Origin of the sequence: Kineosporia babensis (assembly GCF_021129305.1) — a bacterium.
Taxonomy (GTDB): Bacteria; Actinomycetota; Actinomycetes; order Actinomycetales; family Kineosporiaceae; genus Kineosporia; species Kineosporia babensis.
This window is the reverse complement of the sequence record NZ_JAJOMB010000006.1, coordinates 240,574-261,357: the sequence shown is the minus strand read 5'-3', so window position 1 is coordinate 261,357 and position 20,784 is coordinate 240,574. Positions and strand designations below refer to the sequence as shown.

The window sequence follows — 20,784 nt, the reverse complement described above, 5'->3', positions numbered from 1 at the left end:
TTCGGACGGTCAGTCGGTGTAACCGACCTCGACGCTGCCGGCCTGCACGGTGGCCGTGATCGTGGACTCGGCGTCCGGATCGGGAGTGAAGCCCACCGTCGCCTCCTGCGACTGCGAACTGGCGACGACCGCGTAGGGCCCCGACGGGACCAGGACCGAGACGTCCCCGGCACTGGTCACCGCCCGGACCTCGCGCGGTGCCGCGACGTACTGCAGCTGGGCGTCGCCGGCCTGGGCCTCGACGTCGGTGCGGGCGGACTTCAGGTCGCGCCCGTTGATGCTCCCGGACTCGGTGCGGGCGTGGATGCCGCCGCCCAGGCCGGACAGTTCGATGTCGCCGGCGTCGCTGGCCGCCTTGACGTCACCGGTGATCCCGGTGACGCTCAGCGTGCCGGCCTCGGTGCGCAGGTCGACGTCGGCGTCGGCGGGCACCTCCAGGGTGAAATCGGCCGCGCAGTCGCCGATCCCGGCCACCCCACCCTCGGGGCAGCGGGCCTGGATGTGCAGCACGTCGCCCTCCCAGCGCTGGTCCACCTCCGGACTGGCGCCGATCGAGGAGACCGTCTCGCGCTCCAGGGTGACCTGGCCGGCCGGGCCGGTGGTGAGCACGGCGTCGCCGGCGTTGGAATCGATGACGACCTTGCTGACCGTGTGCACCAGGGTCTGCTCGTCACCGGTGCGCTCGGGTGTCACGGCGGCCCCGGCGAACACCCGGCCCATCGAGACCAGGACGATCACGGTCACGACCGCTCCGGCGGCCAGCCAGGCGGCCCTCAGCTGTGTACTCATCGTCGGCCTCCGCCGCTCGTGGGATCCGTGGAGTCCTGCGCCCCCAGGTACCGCAGCACTGCGAGTACCCGGCGGTGGTCCTCCTCGCCCCCGGTGATGTCGAGTTTCGTGAAGATCGCGTTGATGTGCTTGGCCACGGCGCTCTCGCTGATCGTCAGCGCGGCCGCGATACCGGCGTTGGAGCGCCCCTGGGCCATCACCTCGAGCACCTCGCGCTCGCGCGGGGAGAGCAACTCGATCGGGCTACGGCGGCGCAGCAGGAGCTGGGAGACCACTTCCGGGTCCAGGGCGGTGCCCCCACCGGCCACCCGGCGGACCGCGTCGACGAACTCCTGGACGTCGGCCACCCGGTCCTTGAGCAGGTAGCCGACCCGTTCGGTACCGGTGGCCAGCAGTTCGTTGGCGTAGCGTTCCTCCACGCTCTGGGAAAGCACCACGATCGCGACGCCGGGCTGCTCGCGGCGGATCTGCAGGGCGGCCCGCAGCCCGTCGTCGGTCATCTCGGGCGGCATCCGCACGTCGATCACGGCCAGGTCGGGCGGGTCCTGGGCGACCGAGTCCAGCAGGGCCTCGGCGTCCCCGACGGCGGCGCTGACCGCCAGGCCGTTCATCTCCAGCAGCTTGGCCAGGCCCTCGCGCAGCAGCACCGAGTCCTCGGCGATCAGAACGCGCACGGCAACTCCGCGGTGATCGTGGTCGGTCCCCCGGTGGGGCTGTCGATGTCGAGCGTGCCGTCGACCGAGGTCACCCGGTCGTTCAGGCCCTTCAGGCCGGACCCGCCGCCGGGCCGGGCCCCACCGCAGCCGTCGTCGGTGACCTGTACCCGCAGCACGTCGGCGGCCATCCGCACATCGATGTCGACGGCCGTGGCCCCGGAATGGCGTACCGCGTTGGTCAGGGTCTCCGCCACCACGAAGTAGGCCACCGCCTCCAGGGCGATCGGCGGGCGCTGCTCGGGCAGGTCCACCTGCAGCCGGACCGGCACCGCCGAGCGGGCCGCGATCCCGGACAGCGCCGCGTCCAGCCCGCGGTCGTCCAGGACCGCCGGGTACAGTCCGCGGACCAGGTCCCGCAGCTCCGACAGCACCAGTTTGGCCTCTTCGTGGGCGTCCTGCACGGCCAGCCGGGTGCCTTCGGCCAGGTCCGGGTGCGCGGTGCGCAGAATGCCCAGATTCATCGCCAGCGACATCAGCCGCTGCTGCACGCCGTCGTGCAGGTCGCGCTCGATCCGCCGGCGCTCGGCGTCGGCGGCGCTGACCGCGGCCGCCCGGCTGGCCCCGACGGCGGTGAGCCGGCGGTCCAGCTGCAGCCGCCGGTTCTGCCCGAGCAGCGCCTGCGAGACCCGCGAGTCCACCTCGGCCAGGCCGATCGCCAGCAGCGGGGTGGCCAGCAGCACCACCACGCCGACCAGGAACAGCCCGACCTGGGCGAGGGCCAGGCGCAGGTCGCTGGCGTAGGGCCCGCCCAGCGGCACCCACCAGGCGTAGGCGGGCAGCAGGGTGAGCGTCACCCCGGCCGCCCAGCCGAGCCCGACCAGCAGCGCCCCGGCACCGAAGAAGGCCGACAGCAGGTGGTAGCCGACCTGGCGCCAGAACCCCTCCGAGCGCAGGTCGGTGGCCCGGCGGCCGAACCACCCCCGTCCGGCGTAGTCGCGCTCGTCGGGCGGGATCGGGATCTGCCGGAAGGCCAGGTGCCGCGAGCGCTGCAGGTCGGTGAGGACCCGGACCAGCCCGAGCAGGACGCCCAGGCTGATCAGGGCACCGATCACGGTCACGGCCAGGGTGGCGGTCAGGGTGAGCAGGAGCAGCACCCCGACCGCCCCGGTGATGCCGAGCGGCACGTTGACGCACAGATAGGCGGTGTCCCGCCAGGCCTCGCGGCGCAACGGGCCGCGCAGGACGGTGAGCGCGGTCTGCCGTCCGCTCACCGTCTGCACTTCCCCTTCATCCATGTCTTCGAAGGTAGGCAACCGGGCGTAGGACCCGCGAGTACGGCAGTACCCGTTTCCACCCTGTACCCAGCACCACCCCCGGTTGTGCCGTCGCGTCGGCCGGACACTGCATCAGCCCTCAGCCGGTGACCGGCGCCGGCTGCGGTAACCGCACCTCGGCCGGGGCTTTGGTGGCTGCTGTGGCTGTTGTGGCGGTGTTGGCTGCGGTTGACGGTTCGGCCATGGCCACCGCGATCCGGCGGGGACCGGTGAACGGTTCCCGGCCGTGCGCGGCGGCCATGTTGTCCACCACCAGGACGTCGCCCTGGCGCCAGTCGAAGCGCCGGGAGGCCTGCCGGTAGCAGGCGCGCAGGTGCTCCATCACGTCGTCCGGTATTCGGCCACCGTCCCCAAAGTACGTGTTGGTCGGAAGATCTGCTTCGTCGAAGATGCCCAACAGTCCCTCCCGTACCTCTGTGCTCAGGGTGCTCACATGGAAGAACGTGGTGTGGTTGAACCAGACCGGTTCCCCGGAGACCGGATGGGTGTGGACGGCCTCGCGCACCGCGGTGGTGCGCATCGAGTCGCGGCCCAGCCATTCGGCCTGCATACCGCGCTCGCGGCAGTACTGCTCGATCTGCGCGCGGTCGGCGGTGCCGAACACCTCGCGCCAGGGCACCCCGAAGCCGGGGTGGAAGTTGCGCACCACACGCCAGCGGCGGCGGGTGAACTCCTCCCGCACCGAAGGGTCGACCAGCCGCCAGATCTCGCGGATGTCGGCCAGCGGGGTGGCGCCCTCGGTCAGCGGCTCGCGCAGGCAGTGGAAGAACAGGGTGCGCGGCCAGACCGCCTGGTAGGAGTTCTCGTTGTGCAGGAAGATCTCCTCGGCCGGCGGGTAGTCGGTCGAGGTGTAGATGTCGCCCTTGATGCTGTGCCGGGGTGAGGAACGCTCGGCGTAGGTCAGCGGGTCGTCGCCGGAGAAGGCGCGCACCACCTCGGCGAAGCCGTCCACTCCCCCGATGTCGAAGCCGCGCAGCAGCACGGCCCCGCGCTCCACCAGGCGGCGGCGCAGCGCCGGGCGATCGCCCGAGATCCGTTCCAGTACCGAGGCTGCGCTGCCGTCGTGCTCGACCAGGGCCGGCAGCATCGTCTGCTCGCTCATCAGGTGCCCCGGCCTCAGTCGGACATCGCGACGAGGACCCGCCGCGGGCCGGTGAACGAGCGGCGGCCGTGGCCGACCGAGATGTTGTCGATCAGCATCAGGTCGCCGGAGTTCCAGGGCACGTCCACGGCCACCTCCAGGCCCCGGTCGCGGACCTGGATCGCGTACTCGCCGGGGATCGGGCTGCCGTCGGCGAAGGTGACCGACTGCGGCAGCTCGTCCTCGGGCATGATCCTGGCCAGGGCGGCGGCGGTCTCGTCGCCGAGCGCGGCCGAGTGCCACTGGTCGGACTGGTTGAACCAGACCTCGTTGTGGTTCACCGGGTGCTTGATCGTGGAGGGGCGGACCATGTGCACGCGCAGCCCCCCGTCGCGCTTCCACTCCCAGGTGGCGCCGGAGTCGGTGAGCAGCTCCTGGACCTGGTCGCGGTCGGTCGACTCGAAGGTGTCCTGCCAGCTCTTGCCCAGACCCAGCCCGTCGTGCAGGTTCTGGGTGTAGCGCACCCCGGCGGCGAACGCGTCGCGCACCTCGTCGTCCAGCGCCTCCAGCCAGGCGGTGCCGTCGACGATCGGGGTGGCGCCGCCGGTGGTCGGGGCGACCTCGCAGAAGAACATCAGCCGGGCCGGCCAGGTGGCGGCGTAGGACAGTTCGTTGTGCATGGAGATGGTGTACTCGGGCGGGTACTCGGTGGAGGTGTACACGTTCTTGCCCACCTTGGTGCGGGGCGAGTTGCCGTGCACGTAGGCCAGCCGGTTCGGCAGGAGCAGGTCGATGGCGCTCTCCAGGGTCTCGGGGGTGACCCCGAAACCGCGGAACACCAGGGCTTTGTGCTCGGTCAGCAGGTGGTCCAGCGCGGCCTCGGCGCGCAGGTGGTCGACCAGGCCCGCCGCGGTGGCGGGGGCGGCGACGGTCTCGGGCGTGATCTCGTGTGGCTGCCAGCTCATGATCGGTGAAGACCCTTTCTCTGAGCGTGATCTCTACCGGACACCGGAAAGTTCTCACCCGCGTCTATACGTTTCCGATATCGCTCACCAGCAGTGCCGCCCGCGCCGTGAGCGCGGGGGCCGTGGGGCCAGGTGCCGGCCGCGCGGGCGCCGCGGGCGGCCGAAGACCAGCACGGCGATCAGCGCCAGCAGGGCCATCACGGCCGCGAAGACCAGCATCGAGGTGTGGGTTCCGGTCTCCTGCAGCAGGTATCCGGCGCCCAGGGCGCCGAACGCGCTGCAGCCGGAGACCATCAGGAACACGACGCTGCCGACCCGGCCCTGCAGCCGCTCGGGGGTGACCCGCATCTGGTGCACGGTGCCGGCCACGGTGACCGCGGCCCCGATCCCGGACATCAGCAGGAAAAGACCGCCGAGCAGCCACGGGTCGTTGGTCAGGACCATCCCGGGCAGCACCAGCGCCCAGGCCAGGTAGGTACGCACCATGATGCGCTCCATCCCCGAGCGCTGGATCCAGCGTCCGCCCAGCAGGGCCCCGCCCAGGCCGCCGATCCCTCCGGCGGCCAGGATCAGGCTGACCGACAGCGGTGAGTGGCCACCGTCCTTGGCGATGAACTGCAGCGAGAGGATGATGCCCTGGAAGATCATGTTGCTGACGGCGATCAGGGCCAGAGCGATCCGCAGGTCCCGCTCCCGCCAGACCCAGGCCAGTCCCTCGCGGGCCTCGGCGAACGGGGACCGGGGCTGCTGGCGTTCGGGCGGCGGCATCGGCCCGCGCAACGACACGATCGCCAGCAGCGAGAGCAGATACAGCACGGCGCTGGAGGTGAACGGGGCCCAGCGGGTGATTTCGTAGAGTGTGCCGCCGGCCGGGTGCCCGCCGAGCGCGGCCGCCCGCCCCCGGGCCTCGTTGCGGGCCAGGGCGTCCGGAAGCTGGTGTTTCGGCACCACGAACCGGACCGCGGCCCGCTCGGAGAGGGTGTAGAAGACGGTGAAGGTGCCCTGGACGAAGGCCACCGCCACCAGGTGCCAGATCCAGACGTGCCCGAGCATCAGCGCCACCGCCACCGAGGCGACCCCGGCCAGCCGCACCAGGTCGGCCACGATCATCACCCGGCGCCGGTCCCAGCGGTCGACCAGGACCCCGGCCGGCAGCTGGACCAGCAGCTGCGGCAGCAACGCCGCGAAAGCGACCAGCCCGGCCAGGCTCTTGGCGTACCCCTCGTAGATCACCACGAAGGTGAACGGGGCCGCGCTGAACCGCTCGGCCAGCACCGCCGCGCCCGAGCCGGCCCACATCCGCAGGAACTGCCGGTTGCGCCCGAGCGGGACCTCCGGCTCCGGCTGCTGTTCCGGTACCGGCCGGGCGGTGGGCTCGGCGAGGGTCACCGGGAACCGGCCAGGCACCATTCCAGGACGGCCATGGCGCTGTACAGCTTGTTCCCGGCCTGGTCGAAGGCGATGCTGTGCGGGCCGTCCAGCACCGGCGCGGTGACCTCCTCACCTCGGTGCGCCGGAAGGTCGTGCATGAAGACGGCTTTCGGGCTGGTGCGCCACAGCTGCTCGCCGACCTGGAACGGGGCGAAGCGGGTGCGCCAGTCCGGGTCGGGCTTGCTGGTGCCGGTGGTCTGCCAGCGGGTGGTGTAGATGACGTCGTAGTCAGAGTCCAGCCCGTCCAGGTCGTGCTGCTGGCGCACCCCCGCCCCGGCCGCCGCGACCACCTCCCGCGGCACCCCGTAACCGGCCGGGGTGCGCAGGTCCAGGAAGGCGCCGGGGAAGCGGGGCAGGGCCCGGGCCAGGGCGACCGCGGTGTTGTTGCCCTCGCCCAGGTACAGCACCCGCAGCCCTTCGATCCGGCCGAAATGCTGCAGCAGCGTGGTCAGGTCGGTGAGCGCCTGGGTGGGGTGCTCCTCGGTGGTCATCGCGTTGACCACCGCCATCCGGTCCTGGCCGGCCCAGGCGCGCAGCTCGGCGGTGGGCGCGGCGGTCCGGGCGACCAGGCCGTCGAGCATCCGGGCGAAGACCCGGCCGGTGTCCTGCAGCGTCTCACCGGTGTTGGTCTGCAGATCCTCCGGGCCGTAGGCGATGATCTGGGCGCCCAGCCGCAGGGCTCCGCTGGAGAACGCGGTGCGGGTACGGGTCGAGGTCTTGCGGAAGTACACGCCGATCACCGCCTCGGCCAGGGCCCGGGAGCGCTCGCCCGCGGCGAACGCGGCGCCCCGGGCCACGATGTCCTGCAGTTCGGCATCACTCAGGTCGGCGATCGAGATCAGATGACGCATCAGGAGTTTCCTTCCTCCAGCGGGTCCTTCATCTGGGCCATCAGGTCGGTGGCGGACATCTGCCCGATCTCGGCGACGATCGCCGCCTCGATCTCCTCGGCCAGTTCGGCCACGGTAGGCCGCTCGAACACGGCGCGGATCGACAACTGCACCCCGAAGGCGGATTTCAGCTCGGCGATCAGCTGCACGGCGCGGATCGAGTGCCCACCGGCGGCGAAGAAGCTGGTGTGCACGTCCACGTCCTGCGGCGCCCCGCCGAGCACCTCGGCCCAGATCTGCGCCACCCGCTCCTCGGCCGGGTTGCGCGGCGCGGTGCGGGCCACCTGGTCCGGCCGGCCGGGTTGCGGCAGGGCCGAACGGTCGAGCTTGCCGTTGGCGGTCAGCGGGATCGACTCCACCGCAACGAAATCGGCCGGGATCAGGTAGGCCGGCAGGCGCTGCGCGCAGTAGGCGGCCAGGTCACCGGGCCCGGCCGGGCCGGCCGGGACGTAGTAGGCCAGCAACCTCTGGTCGGTGAGGGGACCGTCGGCCAGGACCACCGCGTCCTTGATTTCGGGGTTCTCCAGCAGCCAGGCCCGGACCTCCCCGGGCTCGACCCGGTAGCCCCGAATCTTCACCTGGTCGTCGGCGCGCCCCAGGAACTCCACCGCCCCGTCGCCCCGCAACCGCGCCAGGTCACCGGTGCGGTACAGCCGGGCCCCGGACGATCCCCAGGGGTCAGGGACGAACCGCTCGGCGGTCAGGTCGGGCCGGCCGATGTACCCGCGGGCCACCCCGACTCCCCCGACCCAGAGCTCACCGGCGGCCCCGATCGGGGCCGGACGGCCGTCCTCGTGCAGGACATGCATGGTCAGGTTCGGCAACGGCCGGCCGATCGGCACCACGTCCGTCTCCACCCGGCCCACGACCGGGTGCACACAGGTGCCCACCGACGCCTCGGTCGGGCCGTACTCGTTGATCAGCCGGCCGTCGCCCAGCACGTTGCGCCAGCGCTGGGCCAGCGGGCCGGCCAGCGCCTCTCCGGCCACCACGATCACCTCGGCCAGCCGGTCCATCTGGGCCGGGGTGAGCTGGTGCTCCAGCAGTTCCAGGTGCCCCGGGGTCAGCTTGACGAAGCTGAAGCGCCCGGCCTGGGTCAAAGCCTTTCCGAGACCGTCCAGTTCGGCCGGCTGCGGGTACATCCAGACCCGCTGCCCAGCCACCAGCGGCGCCCACAGGTTGGGCACCACCAGGTCGAAGGCCACCGACGAGAACAGCGGGGCCCCGCCCGCGCCCTGACCCGCCAGCTCGCGGGCGGCCCAGTGCACGTGGTTGGCCAGCCCGCGGTGGGTGACGGCCACGCCCTTCGGCCGCCCGGTGGAGCCGGAGGTGAAGATGACGTAGGCCAGCTGGTCCAGGTGCGGCTCGATCTCCGGCGGGGTGTCGGGGCAGCCGTCGGCGTCCTCCGGTCCCAAAGTCCTGATCTGGGCCGGGAACCGGTCCGCGTATTCCGCTGCGGTGATCGCCACGGTGGTGCCGGCGCTGTGCAGCATGTCGGCGATCCGGGCGGCCGGGAACGAGGGGTCCAGGGGCACGTAGGCGGCCCCGGCCTTCCAGATGCCGAGCATGGTGGCGATCAGCTCGGGACCCCGATCCAGCAGGACCGCGACCGTCGCCTCACCGCTGACCAGATCGCTCAGCCGATGCGCGATCCGGTTGCTCTGGGCCTCGAGCTCGGCGTAGGTGAGCGAGCGCGTCCCGCACTCCACGGCCACCGCCTCAGGGCTGATCGCCCCGGCCGCCCGGACGTCCTCGGACACGCAGGTCCGCGGCAGCGGCCCGTAGTTGACCGACCACTGCCGCACCTGCCGGGCCTCGGCGTCGGGCATCAGTTCCAGTGTCGAGAGCCGGCGGTCCGGTTCGGTCACGATGGCCCGCAGCAGGCGCACGTACCGTTCGCCCAGCCGGCGCACCGTGGACTGGTCGAAAAGCTCGGTGGAGTACTCGAAAGCGGCGTCCAGGCCGCCGTGGGCGTCCCGGCGCACGAACAGCGTCAGATCGGTCTTGGAGACCTTCCAGGACTGCTGGAACGCCTTGTTCACCGCCCGGTCCGCGGTCATCGTGGTCGCCCCCTCCTCCTGCAGGTCGAAAGCGACCTGGTAGAGCGGGGTCCGCGAGAGGTCGCGCTGCGGCTGCAGTTCCGTGACCAGACGCTCGAACGGCACGTTCTGGTGGGCGAACGCCCCGGCGCAGGTGCGTTTGATCCGTTCCAGGGCGCCCGTGCCGTCCAGGTCCTCGTCCAGGCGGCAGCGCAGCACCACCGAGTTCAGGAAGAACCCGACCACGCCGCCCAGTTCCTCGCGGTCGCGGCCCGCCACCGGGGTGCCGATCACCACGTCGCCTGAGCCGGTGTGCCGCGACAGCAGGGCGGCCAGCGTGGTCAGCAGGGTCATGAACGGGGTGACACCGCGCGCCTGCGAGAACTCCCCGACGGTCTGGGCCAGGGCGGGTGGGATGCGCACCTGGACGCCGGCGCCCGCGCCGCTGCGGCGGGCGGGGCGGGGACGGTCGGTCAGCAGCTCGGTCGGCATCGCGCCGGCCAGTTCGGCCCGCCAGAACGCCAGGTCGTCGGCGAGGGCCTCGTCGGTGCGGTGCTCGCGCTGCCAGACGGCGTAGTCGGCGTACTGCACCGGCAGGTCCGGCAGCTGCTCGCCGGCCAGCAGCGCCCGCAGCTCGCGCTCCAGCACGGCGGTGGACCAGCCGTCCGAGGCGATGTGGTGCACGGTGATCAGCAGCACCGGGTCCTGCTCGGGCACGTCCACCAGCAGCGCCCGCCACAGCGGGCCGGTGGCCAGGTCGAACCCGCGGGCGAACTGCTCGGCGAAGAGCCCGGCCAGCTTCTCGGCCGGGGCCTGCTCCAGGCGCAGCTCGATCTCACCGGCCGGCCCCACCACCTGCGTGGGCTCACCGTCGCGCACCGGGTAGCGGGTGCGCAGCGACTCGTGCCGTTCCTCGAGGTGGCGCAGGGCCTGGCGGACGTTCTGCTCGTCGGCCTGGCCGGGCAGGCGCAGGAAGAGCGGGGCCACCCATTCCGGGCTGCCGGGGTGCAGGGTGTCCAGGAACCACAGCCGGTGCTGGCCGGGTGACAGGGGCAGCGGGCCGGTGCGATCGACCTTGCGGACGCTGATCGGTTCCGGTTCGGCGGGGCCGATCAGGGCGGCCTGGCCGGCCAGGGTGAAGGTGCCGAACAGGCCCGGCAGGTCCACCCGGCCGCAGCGCGCCCGCAGCCGGGTGGCCAGCCGGGTCACGTCCAGCGAGGTCGCGCCGAGGGCGAAGAAGTCGTCCTCGACCCCGACCTCCTCGACCCCGAGCAGGTCCCGCCAGATCTCGGCGATCAGCTCCTCGGCGGCGTTGCGCGGGCCCACACTGCGTCGGGTCACGGGGGCCAGCGCGGCCAGCGCCTTGCGGTCGGTCTTGCCGCTGGTGTTCAGCGGGAACTGCGCCAGCGGGACGAACCGGGCCGGGATCATCACCTCGGGCACCCGCTCGCGCAGGTGCAGCCGGACCGCCTCGACGGTGGGCAGCGCGGTCCCGGCCAGGTAGCCGACCAGCCGCTTGCCCTGCTCGTGCTCCTCGACCAGGACGGCCGCGTCCTCGATCGCCGGATGCCCGAGCAGCGCGGCCTCCACCTCACCGGGCTCGATCCGCACCCCGTTGACCTTGACCTGGTCGTCCAGGCGGCCGAGGAACTCCAGGCTGCCGTCCGGGCGCCAGCGGGCCTGGTCGCCGGTGCGGTACAGGCGGGCGCCGCGCTCGCCGTACGGGTCAGGGACGAACCGCTCGGCGGTCAGCGCGGGCTGGTTCAGGTAGCCGCGGCCCAGACCGGCGCCACCCACGTGGATCTCGCCCGGGACCCCGATCGGCACCGGGTCGCCGCTGGGTTCCAGCAACAGGATCCGCACGTTCTCCAACGGGCGGCCGATCGGTACCGGGCCGTCGGGGGCGGCCGGATCGCTGTGGTGCGCGCTCACGTCGATCGAGCACTCGGTCGGGCCGTAGGTGTTCCACACCTCGGCGCGGCCGTCGGCACCCAGCGCCCGGGCCAGGCCACCGTCCAGGGGCTCGCCCGCGGAGAACACCAGGCGCAGCGAACTGCAGCTGGGCCAGGCGGGTTCGGCGACCAGGCGGCGCAGCACCGAGGGCACGCCCTGCAGCACGGTGATGTCCTGCTCGGCGATCGCCGCGACCATCAGCTGCGGATCGCGCTCGGCGCCGAGCGGGGCCAGGGCGACGGTGGCGCCGCTGACCAGGGGGGCGAAGAACTCCCAGACCGCGGCGTCGAAACCGGTGGAGGTCTTCTGCAGCACCCGGTCGCCCGGGCCCAGGCCGTGGGTGCGCACCGTCCACAGCACCCGGTTGGCGATGCCGCCGTGGCTGATCACGATGCCCTTGGGCCGCCCGGTCGAACCGGACGTGTACATGATGTAGGCCGCGTCCTCGGCGGTCACCGGCAGCACGCTGACCGGCTCGTCGGTGGCGGTGGCGGTCAGGTCGTCCAGGATCTCGACCTCGCGCTCCAGCCGGCCGGCCAGGTCGCTGTGGGTGAGGGTGACCCGGACGCCGGCGTCGGCGGCCATCCAGGCCAGCCGATCGTCCGGGTGGTTCGGGTCGAGCGGCACGTAGGCCGCCCCCGCCCACCAGACCCCGAGCAGGGCCGCGACCAGGTCGGGGTGTCGGTTCAGGCACACGCCGACCGGGTCGCCCCGGCGCACGCCGCGAGCGCGCAGGCGCTGCGCCACGGCCGCGGCCCGGGCCCCGAGGGTGGCGTAGTCGGTGCTGCGGCCGCCGAAGGTGACGGCCGGGGCGTCCGGGTCGCTGTCGATCCGTTCGGCGACCAGGCCGGGCAGCAGCACCCGTAGTTGGTCGCCGTCCCCGCGCTTCACGGCCGGACCGGCGGAGCTGGTGACCAAGGAGTTCATCGAAAGTCCTTTCAGTGCACGGTCTGTGGGGTTGCGACGGGCAGGAAGTCATCGACCGCCACGCCCAGCCCCTGCTGCCGGGCCCGGGTGACGACCAGGTCGGCCAGGGCCAGGTCGAGCACGCCCAGGCCGAACGGGGAGAAGATCACCGGCCGGGGGCGGCCCGCGTCGGTGCGCACGGACGGGCCCTCGCCCCGGATCAGCCCGCCGATCGTCGCGGTGACGAAGTCGCGGGAACCGGTCTGCTGCTCGGCCAGGTGCAGCGAGGTCCGTTCGCGGCAGACGTGGTCGGTGTCGTCGACGACGTTGTCGGCGGCCAGGACGGTCTCCACGCTCAGGTCCCGCAGCGAGACGTGCAGCACGGTGGTCTGCGGGTCGGCGCCGGTCAGGTCCAGGTGCGGGGTGGCGGCGTTGGTGGCCAGGCTGATCAGCGGGTCGGCCTGCAGTGCCTGCTCCAGGTGCCCGGCCACCCCGACGGTGAGGCCCTTGATCTTGGCGGCGAAGGCCTGGGCGCGGGCCGGGTCGGTGTCGTACACCGTCACCCGGGACAGTTCCGGAAGGGCCGCCCGGACGAACCGGAGCACCTCGAGATTGATCACGCCGCAACCGATCAGGACCAGGCCGTCCCGGGCGCCCGGGACGCTGAGCTCGCGGGCGGCCAGAGCGGCGCTCGCAGCGGTGCGCTGGGCCGAGATCAGCGAGCCCTCGACCAGGGCCTGCGGGTGCCCGGTGCTCATCGAGTTCAGGATGATCGCGGCACTGGCCCGTTCCTGACCGGTCTCGATGTTGCCGGGGAACGAGGAGATCCACTTGATCCCGGCCCGGGGCGGGCCGTCCAGGTAGGCGGGCAGGCCGATGATCCGGTCGGCCGGCTGGTCGGGAAAGCGCAGGAAGATCGAGTGTGGCAGGGCGCTGCGCCCCCGGTCGTGCTCGGCGTAGGTCCGCCCGACCAGCGAGATCAGCTCGTGTTCGCGGTTGTGCAGGATCTTGCGGACGCTGGCGTGGTCGATGATCAGCATGCTGCCCCCACCGGCTGGGCCGGGCGCCAGTGGTCGAAGACGTCACCGAAGTGCCGGCTGACCCACTCGTCGGAGTAGATGGTGTCCAGGTAGCGGTCCCCGCCGTCCGGGAAGATCATCACGCAGCGCGAGCCGGCCGGGATGCGCTGGGCCAGGATGTTCAGGGCGGCGACGGCGGCGCCGGAGGAGCCGCCGGCCAGGATCGCCTCGGAGCGGGCCAGGCGGCGGCAGCTCACCACACAGTCCAGGTCGGTGACCCGGACCACGTCGTCGGCCAGGGTGGTGTCCAGCAGCGGTGGGCGTACCGAGGCGCCGTGGCCGGGGATCAGTCGCCGGCCCTCGGCCCGGCCGAACAGCACGCTGCCGACCGCGTCGACCGCGACCACCTTGGTGGGCAGGCCGTTCACCCGCAGATAGCGGGCGCTGCCGACCAGGGTGCCGCAGCTGCCGGCTGGGAAGAGCACGTAGTCGACGTGACCGTCCAGGGCCTGGGCGATCTCGTGCATGGTCTCGTGGTGGGCCCGGGCGTTCAGCGGATTCGCGTACTGGTTCGGCCAGAACGCCCCGGGCAGGGTGGCGGCCAGTTCCCGCACCCGGCGCAGCCGGGCCGGCAGCAGTTCCCCGGTCTCCGGGTCCGGCTCGGTGATCACCTCGACCTGGGCGCCGAGGGCGTGCAGCAGCCGCACGTTGGCGGCGGTGGTCTTGGCGTCGACCACGCAGACGAAGTCCAGCCCGTGGTAGAGGCAGAACTGGGCCAGGCCGATCGCCAGGTTGCCGGAGCTGGACTCGACCACTGTGGAGCGGCCGGGCACCAGCACTCCGTCCCGCATCGCCGCGCGCAGCATGCTCATCGCGGTGCGGTCCTTCACGCTGCCGCCGGGGTTGAACCGCTCCAGCTTGGCGTAGGCGCTGATCCCGAGCTCGTCGGACAGCCGGGTCAGCCGGACCAGCGGGGTGTCGCCCACCGCGCCCAGCACCCCTTCCACCGGTGCCCTCATCGCGCACCCCCGAGAGCCAGCAGACGCATCCGTTCGTCGGCCTCGACCATCGGCACCCGGTCGGCCTGGCCCTGCGGGCCGCGGGCGGCGTGCTCGGTCAGAGTCAGGTACTGCTCGAGCATCCGCTCGATCGTCCCCGGCTCGAAAAGGTCGGTGTCGTAACGGAAGGCCACCGTGAACCGGTCCGCCCCCTCGGTGATCTCGGCCGACAGGTCGCACTGGCCCTCCATGTGCGGCACGTCGAAGTAGGTCAGGCGCCGGCCGGCCAGATCGACCCCGTGGTCGTACAGCTGCTGCATCCGCCCACCCAGCCGGTCGGCCGGGACCATGGTCATCGCCACCCGGAACGCCCCGTGCTCGTAAGGGCAGGCCGCCCGGGCCATCCCGTTGCGCAGCTGGACGGCTGCCTCCTGGACGACCTCGGCCACCGTGGCGCTCTCGCCGATCCGGGCCCGCAGCGTGATCGGGTTGACGAAGTAGCCGACCACCTCGGCGCTGCCGTGCCGGCGGGTGGAGGCCGGGCAGACCAGGCTGAAGTCGCGCTGGCCGGTGTAGCGGTGCAGCAGCATCTGGAAGGCGCCCATCAGCAGCGCGAACGACGAGACCCCGGCCTGGGCCGCGGTTTGGCGGACGGTGCGGGTGAGCGACTCGGGCATCTGCCGGGTGGCGGTCTGCCCGCGGAAGGACGGTGTGTTCGGGCGGGGCTGGTCCAGCGGCAGGCGCACCTCGGCGGCGCCGTCGGTGACCTGGCGCCAGTACTCCCGCATCCGGGTGCCCCGGGCCGAGGCCAGCAGGTCCTCCTCCCGGGCCACGTGGTCGTGGTAGCCGGTGTGCGCCGGCATCCAGGCCGGGCCCCGGCCGGTGGCGTAGGCCTCGTAGGCGTCCATCAGGTCGCGCCAGATCAGCCACTGCGAGGTGGCGTCGGAGGCGATGTGGTGGGTGCCGAGCAGCAGCACCGCATCGTCGGGACGGCCCAGCAGCACGGCCCGGAACGGGCCGTCGTTGCTCAGGTCGTACGGCTGCCGGGACGCGGCGGTGGCGGCCCGCAGCAGTTCCGACTCGTCCGCGTCGCCCAGGTCGACCACCCGCAGCGGCGAGTGCTCCGGCCCGGCCGGTACGACGGTCCGCACCACCTGCCCGTCCCGTTCCACGAACCGCGAGCGCAGCATGTCGTGGCGCCGGGCCACGGCCCGCACCGCTTTCTCCAGGACCGGCAGGTCCGGGCCGGGGCTGAACCGGCACGCCCCACCTGTGTTGTAGGCCGAGCTGTGCGGGACCATCGAGTGCAGCAGCCACAGCTTCTGCTGGCCCACGGTCAGGCGGTGTTCCACGAGTTCCACCGGTTGGCTCCGTCCGTCGAGGTTGGTGTCGTTCAGGCGGCGGCCTGGCTGTACATCACGAAGTCGACGAGGTCCTGGACCCGCACCAGCGAGCCCACCTCGTCGTCGGGAACCTCGATGCCGAAGGACATCTCGGCCGCCGAGAGCAGGTCGACCCGGGTCAGCGAGTCCATCCCGAGTTCCTCGAAGACGGTCTCCATCCGGATCTGGCCCTGCAGGCCGGGCATCAGGATCCGGATCTGCCGGGCGATCTCGCCGAGGATCTGGTCGTTGTTCATGGTGGTCTCCTTGATGGTTGATGGTGAAAGGAACTGCCTAGGGACGGATCTGCTCAGGGCATCCGGACGACCTGCCCGGCGTAGGTCAGCCCGGCCCCGAAACCCAGCAGCAGCACCAGGTCTCCGGGCGAGGTGCGCCCGCTCTCGTACAGCCGGGACAGGGCCAGCGGCACCGAGGCCGCCGAGGTGTTGCCGGCCTCGACCACGTCGCGGACCACCTGGTCCTCGCGCAGGCCGAGCCGGTGGGCCAGGGTGTCGATGATCCGGCAGTTGGCCTGGTGCGGCACGAACCACTGGATGTCGGCGAGGGTGACGCCGGCGGCGACGCAGGCGCGCTGGGCGGCGTCGGGCATCGCGGAGGTGGACCACTTGTACACCAGCGGGCCGTTCATCCCGACGTACTCGCTGCCCGACTCGTCCTCGGTCATCGCCAGGACCGCGTGCCGGTCGCCGTCGTTGCCCCAGATCGAGGGCCCCACACCCCATTCCGCGGAGCGTGAGACCACGACCGCACCGGCCCCGTCGCCGAAGATGACGAAAGTGTCCGGGTCGTCCGGGGTGATCCAGTCGCTGACCCGTTCCGCCCCGATCACCAGGGCGTGCTGGGTCTCGCCGGAACGGACGGCGTTGGATCCCATCGCGACGGCGTAGGTGAAGCCGGCGCAGACCGCGTTCAGGTCGAAGGCCCCGGCCGTGCTCAGCCCGAGCCGGCTGGCGACCTGCGGGGCGATGCCGGGGATCCGCTGGCGCCGGGTGGCGGTGGCCAGGACCACCAGGCCGATGTCGCCGGGTTCGGCGCTGGCCATCGCGATCGCCTTCTGCCCGGCCTCGACGGCCATGGTGACCAGGTCCTCCTCGGGCCCCGCGTGGGCCCGGGTCTGGATGCCGGTGCGTTCCACGATCCATTCCGGGGCGACCGTGGTCCGGGCCGAGATCTCGGTGTTGCTGATCAGCCGGGCCGGCCGGTAGGCGGCGACCCCGCTGATCCGGGACTCGTAGTGCTGCGGCATGACTGTTCCTCCTGCTGGGAACGGAGTTTCAGACGGCGATGCCGCCGTCGACCTGGATCACCTGGCCGGTGATGTAGGAGGCCTGCCCGGAGGCCAGGAAGGAGACCGTGCCGGCCACCTCGTGCGCCTGGCCGAAGCGGGCCAGCGGGATCTGCCCGAGCAGGCCGTCGGCGGCCGTCTGCGGCATCCCGGCGATCATGTCGGTCTCGATCAGGCCGGGGGCGACCACGTTGGCCCGCACCCCGTAGCGGCCGACCTCCTTGGCCATCGCCCGGGTGAAGCCGATGATCCCGGCCTTGGAGGCGGAATAGTTGGTCTGCCCGGCGTTTCCGCTGACTCCGGAGACCGAGGAGACGGTGATGACGCTGCCCTGGCGACGGCGGATCAGCTTGCGGACCACGGCCCGGCAGACGTGATAGGTGCCGTCCAGGTTGATCCGCAGGACGTCGTCCCAGCTCTCGTCGTCCATCAGCGCCAGCGGCCGGTCCCGGATGATGCCCGCGCAGGTGACCACGGTGCTGACCGGGCCGAGCTCGCGTTCGGTGAGCGCGACGAACTCCTGGGCCGCGGGCCCGTCGGAGACGTCGAGCCGGCGTTCGAGCACCCGGCCGCCGTGCGCGCGGGCCTTCTCGGCCACCAGGGCCGCGGCCTGCGTGCTGGCCGAGTAGCAGAAGGCCACGTCGTATCCGTCGACGGCCAGGCGGTCCACGATCGCGGCGCCGATCCCCCGCGATCCTCCGGTGACCAGGGCGACCGGTCGATGTCCATCAGGCATGGCGAAAGCCTCTGCCCGGGCCCTATCCCGCTTCTATCGGGATCTATATCTTCTCTATCCCGGCCTTGTCTTCTCTGCTCTGACCGGAACCTGCGCGCAGTCTCCTAGCAGGTGACCTCGTACAGGAAACACCCGTCGTCGGCCCGGCGCACGTGGACGTACTCGATCGAGGGCTCGGCGAACAGCCGGGTCAGGGCGGCGCCCAGCGCATCGGCCCCGTCCGCGGACTCGAGCGCGGTACCGCCGCCCTGCGGGCACGCGGAAAAGCCCTGCAGCAGCAGGCCGCAGCCTGACCGCAACAGGGCCGGGTCCAGCCCGGTGACGGGGCTGGGGGTGATACTCCGGTAGGCCTGGCAGCCTTCCTCGTGAATCTGTACCGGGCCGGGGACGGGCCCCGGGCCCCGGCCCCGGGCCGGGTCGTAGACGAACCAGACGGCCCGGTCGGCGCCGGAGCGGAAAGGATTCAGGCAGACCCGGCAGGGGCCTTCGGCCGTGGCCAGGTCGACGTAGGCCGGATAGTCGTATCCGGGTGAGCGCAGGGTGGCCCGCACCCTCCAGGCGAGGTCGGGCTCGATCGGCTGCACACGGTAACTCGGCACCCTGAAACGGTAGGCCCGTCAGCTGTTCCCAGCAATGGTGCGAGTTACCGCACCGGGGGTGTACTCAGGTCCACCCCACTGCGGTGCTCCTGCGCCCGCCCGCCTCCGGACGGGCGTCCAGCACCCGGTGCAGCACCTCGGCCTGACCTGCGTAGCCGCGCTCGGCCCCGGCATCGCCGAGCGCCGCCGACAACTCGGCCAGGCCCTGCAGGATCACCGCCTGCCCGAGCACGTCGCCGCTGGAGTGGGCCACCGTCCAGGCCCGCTGATGGCTGGAGCGCCAGTCCTCGTGCCGGTGCCGGTGGCCGAAGTACCCGGACAGGCTCTGCGCGGTCTCCCAGGCGTGCGCGGCGCGGCCGGTGCGGGCAGCCTGCTCCAGCACCGCCAGCAGCGCCCCCTCCTCCTGGTCGAACCAGCTCAGCGGATCGGTGAGCAGCACCCGCACGTGGGTCGCGCCCAGCCGCCAGCGACTGGCCGGGCCCGGCGGGGCCGGGGCACCCGGGCGAGGCGCGCCGGTCAGCCGCCGGTCGGCCTCGGTGGCGACCGAGAGCCAGGCGCCCATCGCGCGGTCGATCGCCGCCTTGCGCTCGATCGCCGGTTCCTCGCCCATCGCGCGCTCGCGGGCCATCAGCCGGACCAGGTCGTGCAGCCGGTAGCGGATCCCGCCGGAAGGGTCCGGCTGGTCGGTGACCACGTGCAGCAGCCGGGCCCCGACCAGCACGTCCATCACGTCCTCGGCGTCCTCCTCGCTGACCTCCAGCACCGCCGCGGCCACCCAGCTGGCGAAGTCGGGCACGTCCAGCAGGGCCAGCCGGCGCAGCGCGGCCCGGGCCCGGGGGTCCAGGTCCCAGTAGGCGCTCTCCAGGCTGGCCCGCACGTCCATGCTGCCCAGCCGCAGCTGGTCCAGGCGGGCGGACTCGTCCTGCAGCCGGTTCAGCAGCCGGCCCGGGGAATGGTGGCTCCCGCTGGAGATCCGGGCCCCGGCCACCCGGACCGCCAGGGGCAGGCCCCCGCACAGGCCGGCCAGTTCGGCCGCCGCCTCGGCCTCGGCCGCCACCGGGGCCGCACCGATGATCGCGCCCAGCAGGGCCACCGACTCGGGCTCGTCCAGCGGGTCCAGGTCGACCAGCTGGGTGCCCTCCAGGGTGGTCAGCGGGGCCCGGCTGGTGATCAGCACGCTGCAGCCCGGGCCCGAGGGCAGCAGGCAGCGCACCTGCCGGTCGCTGGCCGCGTTGTCGAGCACGACCAGGACCCGCCGGTCGGCCAGCAGGCTGCGGTAGCAGCGGATCCGCTGGGCCCGCTCGGCCGGCACCTCGGCCTCGGGCATCCCGAGCGAGCGCAGGAACGAGCCGAGGACCTGGACGCTGTCGACCGGGGCGCCGTTCGGCTCGCGCAGGTCGGCGTACAGCTGGCCGTCGGGGAAGGTGTCCCGGCAGCGGTGCGCGGTGTGCACGGCCAGCGCGCTCTTGCCCACGCCGGGCATGCCGGTGATCATCGCGATCCCGGAGCGGCCGGTCTCCTGGGCCGGGGTGAGCAGGTCGGCGGTCTGCCGGGCCTGGGCCTCGCGGCCGGTGAAGTCCGCGGCCGGGGAGGGCAGCGTGGCCGGGCGAGGGTCGCTGACCACCGGCTCGGCACCGCTCACCCGCAGCGGGACGCGCTCCAGTTCGGTGACCGGGCCGACCTCCGGCTCACCGCTGAGGATCTCCTGGTACAGGCCGGTCAGCACCGGGCCGACGTCGACCCCGAGTTCCTCGGCCAGCAGGGTGCGCCCGTCGTGGAACGCGCCGAGCGCATCGGCCTGCCGGTCGCACCGGTACAGCGCGATCATCAGCAGGCCGCGCAGCCGCTCGCGCAACGGGTAGAGGGTGACCATGCTGGTCAGCTCGGCCAGCAGCCGGTCGGCGCGGCCCAGGGCGAGGTCGGCCTCGAGCCGGCTCTCCAGGGCCACCATCCGGGCCTCCTCCAGGCCGGGCAGGCCCAGCTCGGACAGGTGCTCGGTGACGTTGGCCAGGGCCGGGCCGCGCCACAGCCGCAGGGCCCGGGCCAGCGTGGTCGAGGCCTCCTCGTGCGAGCCGGCCTGCAGGGCGCTCTGCCCGGCGGCGCTGAGCCGCTCGAACTCGACGTGGTCGATCAGCGCCGGGCCGACCTCGATCAGGTAGCCCGGCCGGTGCCGGCGGATCGTCGCCCGGGTACCGAGCAGTTTGCGCAGCCGCGACACGTGCGTGTAGAGCTGCGCGGCCGCGGTGGTGGGTGGCTCCTCCCCCCACAGCAGCGAGCTGAGCCGCTCGTCGGTCAGGATCCGCCCCCGGGCCAGCAGCAGCGACGCCAGGACGGTGCGCTGTTTGGAACCGTCCAGCGAGTGCTGCACCCCGTCCAGCCAGACCTCGACCGGTCCCAGGATCCGGAACTCGGCCTGCCCTTCGCCCCCTTCGTCCGCGGGTCTGTCCGGGCTGCCGTTCTCCCGGTAGACCTTCAGGCGCCCGGCGCCTTCCCTCATCGTGATCCTCCCCGCGCGAAGACTGTCTCGGACATCCTTCGCGCCACCTCGGCTGCGGTTGTGCGGTGCGTTGGCGCACCGTGTCACCAGCACCGGTGCGACCTGTCCGGCGAATCCCGTTCTGCCCGAGAACGGCTCGCCCCTGGCACCGGCGCAGCCCCTGCCCCCACAGGTCTTCGATGAAATGAGACGGATACATCCCG

The 20,784-nt window shown here is 72.5% G+C and carries 16 protein-coding genes; all 16 read right to left on the bottom strand.

Annotated features, from left to right (window positions below; genetic code table 11):
• Positions 1-9 precede the first annotated feature (9 nt).
• Positions 10-789 (bottom strand): DUF4097 family beta strand repeat-containing protein, encoded by a 780-nt coding sequence (locus tag LR394_RS14030; protein ID WP_231441821.1) that lies wholly within the window; start codon positions 787-789, stop codon positions 10-12.
• A complete protein-coding gene (locus tag LR394_RS14025) occupies positions 786-1,463 on the bottom strand; it encodes a response regulator transcription factor (RefSeq protein WP_231441819.1) in 678 nt (225 codons plus the stop codon). Before LR394_RS14025 ends, LR394_RS14030 begins: the two co-directional genes overlap by 4 nt.
• Complete coding sequence (locus LR394_RS14020) at positions 1,451-2,740, bottom strand: sensor histidine kinase (protein WP_231441818.1); 1,290 nt, start codon at positions 2,738-2,740, stop codon at positions 1,451-1,453. The genes LR394_RS14025 and LR394_RS14020 overlap by 13 nt, the downstream gene beginning before the upstream one ends.
• 118 nt (positions 2,741-2,858) lie before the next feature.
• Positions 2,859-3,881 carry a TauD/TfdA family dioxygenase gene (locus LR394_RS14015; protein WP_231441817.1) on the bottom strand — a complete coding sequence of 341 codons (1,023 nt, stop codon included), beginning with the start codon at positions 3,879-3,881 and terminating at the stop codon, positions 2,859-2,861.
• Positions 3,882-3,895: 14 nt separating this feature from the next.
• Entirely contained in the window at positions 3,896-4,825 is a 930-nt protein-coding gene (locus LR394_RS14010) for a TauD/TfdA family dioxygenase (protein WP_231441816.1), read from the bottom strand.
• Between the two features lie 84 nt (positions 4,826-4,909).
• Positions 4,910-6,232 (bottom strand): MFS transporter, encoded by a 1,323-nt coding sequence (locus tag LR394_RS14005; protein WP_231441802.1) that lies wholly within the window; start codon positions 6,230-6,232, stop codon positions 4,910-4,912.
• Complete coding sequence (locus tag LR394_RS14000) at positions 6,211-7,107, bottom strand: ornithine carbamoyltransferase (RefSeq protein WP_231441800.1); 897 nt, start codon at positions 7,105-7,107, stop codon at positions 6,211-6,213. The genes LR394_RS14005 and LR394_RS14000 overlap by 22 nt, the downstream gene beginning before the upstream one ends.
• Positions 7,107-12,065 (bottom strand): non-ribosomal peptide synthetase, encoded by a 4,959-nt coding sequence (locus LR394_RS13995; protein WP_231441798.1) that lies wholly within the window; start codon positions 12,063-12,065, stop codon positions 7,107-7,109. The genes LR394_RS14000 and LR394_RS13995 overlap by 1 nt, the downstream gene beginning before the upstream one ends.
• Before the next feature lie 11 nt (positions 12,066-12,076).
• Positions 12,077-13,084 carry a 2,3-diaminopropionate biosynthesis protein SbnB gene (sbnB, locus tag LR394_RS13990; protein ID WP_231441796.1) on the bottom strand — a complete coding sequence of 336 codons (1,008 nt, stop codon included), beginning with the start codon at positions 13,082-13,084 and terminating at the stop codon, positions 12,077-12,079.
• Complete coding sequence (gene sbnA / locus LR394_RS13985) at positions 13,078-14,082, bottom strand: 2,3-diaminopropionate biosynthesis protein SbnA (protein ID WP_231441794.1); 1,005 nt, start codon at positions 14,080-14,082, stop codon at positions 13,078-13,080. The genes sbnB and sbnA overlap by 7 nt, the downstream gene beginning before the upstream one ends.
• Positions 14,079-15,422, bottom strand: coding sequence for a condensation domain-containing protein (locus tag LR394_RS13980; RefSeq protein ID WP_231441792.1), 1,344 nt, complete (start codon positions 15,420-15,422; stop codon positions 14,079-14,081). Before LR394_RS13980 ends, sbnA begins: the two co-directional genes overlap by 4 nt.
• 32 nt (positions 15,423-15,454) lie before the next feature.
• Positions 15,455-15,700 carry an acyl carrier protein gene (locus LR394_RS13975; RefSeq protein WP_231441790.1) on the bottom strand — a complete coding sequence of 82 codons (246 nt, stop codon included), beginning with the start codon at positions 15,698-15,700 and terminating at the stop codon, positions 15,455-15,457.
• Between the two features lie 53 nt (positions 15,701-15,753).
• Positions 15,754-16,710, bottom strand: coding sequence for a beta-ketoacyl-ACP synthase III (locus tag LR394_RS13970; RefSeq protein WP_231441788.1), 957 nt, complete (start codon positions 16,708-16,710; stop codon positions 15,754-15,756).
• Positions 16,711-16,738: 28 nt separating this feature from the next.
• On the bottom strand, positions 16,739-17,485 hold the full coding sequence (gene fabG / locus LR394_RS13965; protein ID WP_231441786.1) for a 3-oxoacyl-ACP reductase FabG: 747 nt from the start codon (positions 17,483-17,485) through the stop codon (positions 16,739-16,741).
• A gap of 104 nt (positions 17,486-17,589) precedes the next feature.
• On the bottom strand, positions 17,590-18,084 hold the full coding sequence (locus tag LR394_RS13960) for a DUF1203 domain-containing protein (RefSeq protein WP_231441784.1): 495 nt from the start codon (positions 18,082-18,084) through the stop codon (positions 17,590-17,592).
• A 64-nt stretch (positions 18,085-18,148) separates the two neighbouring features.
• On the bottom strand, positions 18,149-20,581 hold the full coding sequence (locus LR394_RS13955) for an AfsR/SARP family transcriptional regulator (RefSeq protein WP_231441782.1): 2,433 nt from the start codon (positions 20,579-20,581) through the stop codon (positions 18,149-18,151).
• Positions 20,582-20,784 lie beyond the last annotated feature (203 nt).